The sequence below is a fragment of the Micromonospora sp. NPDC049799 genome, assembly GCF_040656655.1.
Classification (GTDB): Bacteria; Actinomycetota; Actinomycetes; order Mycobacteriales; family Micromonosporaceae; genus Micromonospora.
Genome location: NZ_JBFAMU010000330.1, coordinates 1 through 5604, shown reverse-complemented (window position 1 = coordinate 5604; position 5604 = coordinate 1). Strand labels below are relative to the sequence as shown.

At 72.1% G+C, this 5604-nt stretch carries 4 protein-coding genes and 2 pseudogenes; 5 read left to right on the top strand and 1 reads right to left on the bottom strand.

From position 1 onward, the window contains the following. Positions 1-431 (bottom strand): annotated as a pseudogene (locus tag AB0I76_RS21270) (hypothetical protein); the annotation flags it as partial. Positions 432-943: 512 nt separating this feature from the next. On the opposite strand from AB0I76_RS21270, the gene pdhA reads away from it, so the two are divergent. The 5 genes and pseudogenes from pdhA to AB0I76_RS21245 form a co-directional block, all read left to right on the top strand. Continuing rightward, positions 944-2119 carry a pyruvate dehydrogenase (acetyl-transferring) E1 component subunit alpha gene (gene pdhA / locus AB0I76_RS21265; RefSeq protein ID WP_357038092.1) on the top strand — a complete coding sequence of 392 codons (1176 nt, stop codon included), beginning with the start codon at positions 944-946 and terminating at the stop codon, positions 2117-2119. Beyond that, positions 2119-3108 (top strand): alpha-ketoacid dehydrogenase subunit beta, encoded by a 990-nt coding sequence (locus tag AB0I76_RS21260; RefSeq protein ID WP_357038090.1) that lies wholly within the window; start codon positions 2119-2121, stop codon positions 3106-3108. The genes pdhA and AB0I76_RS21260 overlap by 1 nt, the downstream gene beginning before the upstream one ends. 5 nt (positions 3109-3113) lie before the next feature. Continuing rightward, positions 3114-4574, top strand: a complete 1461-nt coding sequence (locus AB0I76_RS21255; protein WP_357038087.1) for a dihydrolipoamide acetyltransferase family protein — start codon at positions 3114-3116, stop codon at positions 4572-4574. Positions 4575-4811: 237 nt separating this feature from the next. Further along, positions 4812-4949, top strand: a complete 138-nt coding sequence (locus AB0I76_RS21250; protein ID WP_357038084.1) for a hypothetical protein — start codon at positions 4812-4814, stop codon at positions 4947-4949. 337 nt (positions 4950-5286) lie between these two features. After that, positions 5287-5604: pseudogene (locus AB0I76_RS21245) on the top strand (hypothetical protein); the annotation flags it as partial.

The following is a 5604-nucleotide window of genomic DNA, read 5'->3' as shown; positions in this document are numbered from 1 at the left end:
GACGCGCTGCGGCCGGACTCCGGGGGCGGGGGAGCCGGCACCGCCCCGGCCGGCCTTCCGATCGAAGGTACGCCGGTGGGCCCGGTGCCCGCCGCGACGCCGACCGCCGGCGTGGCACCGGTCGACCGAACCGACGCCGGTTGGCCGGTCACCGGAGGGGGAATCACCACCGGGCCGACGGAGGGTGTGGGAATGAACGCGGTGCTGCTGTCCGGCAGGGCGGTGCTGCCCACGCTCGCGGAGCCCGTGCTGATCGCGGCCAGGATCGGCATCGAGGCGGTGCCGGCGAGCAGGGCGACGGTGAAGAGGTAGCCCCGGGACGGTCCGCCGGCGCCCGGCGCCCGGTGGGCTCCGACGACCCTGCGGTAGCCCGTCGGGGCCCCGTGCCGGCCGAGGAACGGCGATCCGGGGGCTTCCTCTGGCTCGGACACGGCATCCTCCTCGTGTGGTCCGTCCGGTGGTGGCACATGGATCGGCGAACCACCGGATCGGCGGGCGATCCCGCGCGATCAGCCTCGCCCAGTGACGCTGCGTAGGCCAACCCCACACAGCGTGTCGACACGCGTATGTGGCCGAACGGCGACAAATCATCACCGGATCGGCCGCGCGTCGCGAGAAGCGACAGCCGACGCTTCGTGTAACGAAGTGGGCAGGGGTCGAGGTGCGGGCCGGGCGCACTGTGGGCGGACTCACGTGTGATGCGAATATGGACCACGACGGCAACGCAGCCGCGGCCTCCGCGCACCCCCGCGGACGGCACGGCTGAGCGCCGGCGCTCCCGAACCGGGGTCGCTCCACGACCCCGGCTCACGTCGCGCGGCAACCCCCACCGGGGCTAGGCGCGACCGCCAGGAACCGGTCCGGCAGCAGCCGGACAGGCGCACGAGTTGCGCGTTGCCGGGTGACCCCCCGGCGCCGACGCAGACATGACAGGGAGAGACGCATGGCAAAGGGCGACCCCGGGGTCACCAGCCGCGGACGGCGGGCCGCACCCCGGTCCCGGAAGGGCGCGACCGGCGACCCGCAGTTGGTGCAACTGCTCACCGCCGACGGTGAGCGGATCGAGAGCGCGACCGGCCCGGACGGGACCGAGTATCGCGTCGACTTCACGGACGAGGAGTACCGCGGGCTCTACCGCGACCTCGTGCTGGTCCGCAAGCTGGACGCGGAGGCCACCGCCCTCCAGCGCCAGGGCGAGCTGGGCCTCTGGGCCAGCCTGCTGGGCCAGGAGGCCGCACAGGTCGGCTCCGGGCGCGCGCTGCGTACGCAGGACATGGCATTCCCGACCTACCGGGAGCACGGCGTCCTCTACTGCCGGGGCATCGACCCGATCATGCCGCTCGGCCTGTTCCGCGGCGTCGACCAGGGCGGCTGGGACCCGAACGAGTTCAAGTTCAACATGTACACGATCGTCATCGGGGCGCAGACCCTGCACGCGACCGGGTACGCCATGGGTGTCCACATGGACGGCAAGACAGGCACCGAGGACGGCGAGGCCGTCATCGCCTACTTCGGCGACGGCGCCACCAGCCAGGGCGACGTCAACGAGGCGTTCGTCTGGGCCAGCGTCTTCAACGCCCCGCTGGTCTTCTTCTGCCAGAACAACCAGTACGCCATCTCCGAGCCGCTGGAGCGGCAGACCCGTGTCCCGCTCTACCAGCGGGCGGGCGGCTTCGGCTTCCCCGGCGTACGGGTGGACGGCAACGACGTGCTCGCGACGTACGCGGTGACCCGGCACGCGCTGGACAACGCCCGGCTCGGCCAGGGCCCCAGCCTCATCGAGGCGTACACCTACCGGATGGGGGCGCACACCACCTCCGACGACCCGACCCGGTACCGGATCGCCAGCGAGGTCGAGGCCTGGCAGGCGAAGGACCCGATCGCCCGGATGAAGGCGTTCCTGACCAAGCAGGGGATCGCCGACGACGCGTTCTTCACCGAGGTCGACGAGCAGGCCCGCGCCGAGTCGGTGCACCTGCGCGAGCGCGTGCTCGCCATGCCCGACCCCGAGCCGGTGTCGATGTTCGACCACGTCTACCCCAACGGGTCCCCCGAGCTCGACGAGCAGCGGGCGCAGTTCAGCACGTATATGGAGTCGTTCGAGGGGAGCGCCCACTGATGGCCACGGAGACGCTCACCCTCGGCAAGGCCCTCAACACCGGTCTGCGCCGCGCCCTGGAGAACGACCCGAAGGTCGTCATCATGGGCGAGGACGTCGGCAAGCTCGGCGGTGTCTTCCGGATCACCGACGGCCTCCAGAAGGACTTCGGCGACCAGCGGGTGATCGACACCCCGCTCGCCGAGTCCGGCATCATCGGCACCGCCGTCGGCCTCGCCATCCGTGGCTACCGCCCGGTCTGCGAGATCCAGTTCGACGGTTTCGTCTACCCCGCGTACGACCAGATCGTGTCGCAGGTGGCGAAGATGCACTACCGCTCGCAGGGCAAGGTCCGCATCCCCATGGTGATCCGGATCCCCTACGGCGGTGGCATCGGCGCGGTCGAGCACCACTCGGAGTCGCCCGAGGCGTACTTCGCGCACACCGCCGGCCTCAAGGTCGTGACCTGCGCCAACCCGCAGGACGCGTACGTGATGATCCAGCAGGCCATCGCCTCGGACGACCCGATCGTCTTCCTCGAGCCGAAGCGGCGCTACTGGGAGAAGGGTCCGGTCGACGTGGACGCCCCGCTGTCGGAGGCGTACCCGCTGCACTCCTCCCGGGTCGCCCGGGCCGGCACGGACGCGACCGTGCTGGCGTACGGCCCGATGGTGCGTACCGCCCTGGACGCGGCGACCGCCGCCGCCGAGGACGGCCGGGAGCTGGAGGTCATCGACCTGCGTACGCTCTCTCCGCTGGACCTGGCCGTCGCGTACGAGTCGGTGAAGCGCACCGGCCGCTGCGTGGTCGTGCACGAGGCGCCGGGCAACCTGGGCCTGGGCTCGGAGATCGCGGCCCGGATCACCGAGGAGTGCTTCTACTCCCTGGAGTCCCCGGTGCTGCGGGTGACCGGCTTCGACACCCCCTACCCGGCCAGCCGGGTGGAGGAGGAGTACCTGCCCGACCTCGACCGGGTGCTCGACGCCGTCGACCGCACCTTCGGATGGTGAGCGGCATGTCGCGGATCAAGGAATTCAACCTCCCCGACCTGGGTGAGGGCCTGACCGAGGGCGAGATCCTCGCCTGGCTGGTCAAGGTGGGCGACACGATCGAGCTGAACCAGCCGATCGTCGAGGTGGAGACGGCGAAGGCGGCCGTCGAGATCCCGGCGAAGTGGGCCGGCCAGGTGCGGGCGATCTTCCACCCGGAGGGCACCACGGTCGAGGTCGGCACTCCGATCATCTCGATCGACACCGACCCGGGCGCCGGCCCGATCGAGGAGTCGACGACCGGCGCGCCGGCCGCCGACCTGCCCACCCCGTCGGCGGCCTCGCTGGCCGCGGTCGAGATCGCGCCCGAGGAGGGCATGGTGGAGCCGGGCCTGATCGGCGGTGCCGCTCCGGGTGGGCGGACCGCCGTGCTGGTCGGCTACGGCCCGCGCACCACGGCGGCCAAGCGTCGCCCGCGCAAGGGTGGGGTGCCGGCCCAGGCCCCGACCACCCCGGCCGCCCCGGCTCCGGTGGCTGCGGCCCCGGCGCCGGTTGCGCCCGCCCCCGCGGCGAACGCCAACGGGCGGGCCACCGGGCTCGTGCTGGCCAAGCCGCCGGTCCGCAAGCTCGCCAAGGACCTCGGCGTCGACCTGACCACGCTGACCGGGTCGGGCCCGCTGGGCTCGATCACGCGGGAGGACGTACAGCAGGCGGCGAGTGGGACCCCGGCGGCGGCCGAGCCGCTGACGGTCACGGCGCCGACCACGGCCGCCGCGAGCTTCGGCGCGGACCGCGAGCAGCGCATCCCGGTCAAGGGGGTACGCAAGCTCACCGCCGAGAACATGTCCCGCTCGGCGTTCACCGCCCCGCACGTGACGGAGTTCCTGACCGTCGACGTGACCCGGGCGATGAAGGCCCTGGACCGGCTGCGCGAGCGCCGGGAGTGGCGCGACGTCCGGGTGTCGCCGCTGCTGCTGGTCGCCAAGGCGGTCCTGCTGGCGGTCAAGCGCCACCCGATGGTCAACTCGACCTGGGCCGGCGAGGAGATCGTGGTCAAGGACTACGTGAACCTGGGCATCGCGGCGGCCACCGAGCGGGGGCTGATCGTGCCGAACATCAAGGACGCCGGCCGGCTCTCGCTGCGTGAGCTGGCGGACGCCATGACCGACCTGGTGCAGACGGCCAAGGCGGGGAAGACCTCGCCGGCGAACATGTCCGGCGGCACCCTGACGATCACCAACGTCGGGGTGTTCGGGGTCGACACCGGTACGCCGATCCTGCCTCCGGGTGAGTCGGCGATCCTCGCCTTCGGCGCGGTCCGTGAGATGCCGTGGGTGCACAAGGGCAAGGTCAGGCCGCGCCTGGTGACGACGCTCGGCCTGTCCTTCGACCACCGGATCATCGACGGCGAGTTGGGTTCGAAGTTCCTCCGCGACATCGGGGACTTCCTGGCCGACCCGGAGGCGGCGCTGCTCGCCTGGACCTGATCTCCTCCGCCCGCCGCTTCCGGCGGGCGCCGGCCGACGGCCGGTGTGCCACGGGTTAACGCCCGGCACACCGGCCGTTGCCGTTGGGCAACGAAACATCAGCCCTGACCCGTATCTGACCTTTGATTGTTCGGCGGGTGTCTCAGCTCACCTAATAATCGATGGAAGTTGGCGGTGGATTGCGCTTCAATGGAGTCACCAGGGGCTGACAACCGAATAGCCAGGAGGAGAGCCACCATGAGCATGATCGAGCGAATCCGTAACCGCCGCGACGCCAGCCGCCGCGCCCGCGCCATCGAGAGCGCGCTGCGCTCCGCGAACTCCCCGGCGGTCCGTGACGAGATCCTCGCCATCGCCCAGCGTCACATGCGCTGACGCTCCACGACATTCCTCGCCTCCTCACGATCGATGGCCCGCCCGGTCCGCCCGGGTGGGCCATCGGCGTTTCAGACCCATTGACACCGGGATTCCCCCTCGCCGCAGCGCCCGGTACGGTGGGGCTCGGTCGTCGCCCGCCCGCCGGAGCGGGCATGTCGATCGAAGCTGTTCGACACCACACGGCAACGGGGAGTCACGACCAGTGCTCCCGCGAGCCCCGCTGGGGCTCACCGGATACCGTGCTGGGAGCCGGCACGGCCGGTGCCGACCGGCGACGCCGGCCGCGGCGCCGACAGGCGACCGGCGGCCGACAGGTGATGGAGGAGGCGCACGCATGACGTCCGAGGGCACGCACCACCCCGGCCAGGAGCCGGACGAGGTGTCGCCGGGCGCCGGCGGACCGGCGCCGTACGGCGACCGGCCGGCGCAGCAGGACAACGGGTACGGCGCCCCCGATCTCGGCTGGGCACCTCCGCCGCCGGCGCGCACCACCCCCGCCGCACCCGCCTGGGCGGCCCACGACAACCAGCCCGCCGCACCCACCTGGGGTGCCGCCCAGGTGCCGCAGCAGGCCGAGGCGAACGCGCCCGGCCCGTGGAACCGGTCGAAGGCGCGTTCCACGTGCTCCGGACGGATGCCGATGCCCTGGTCG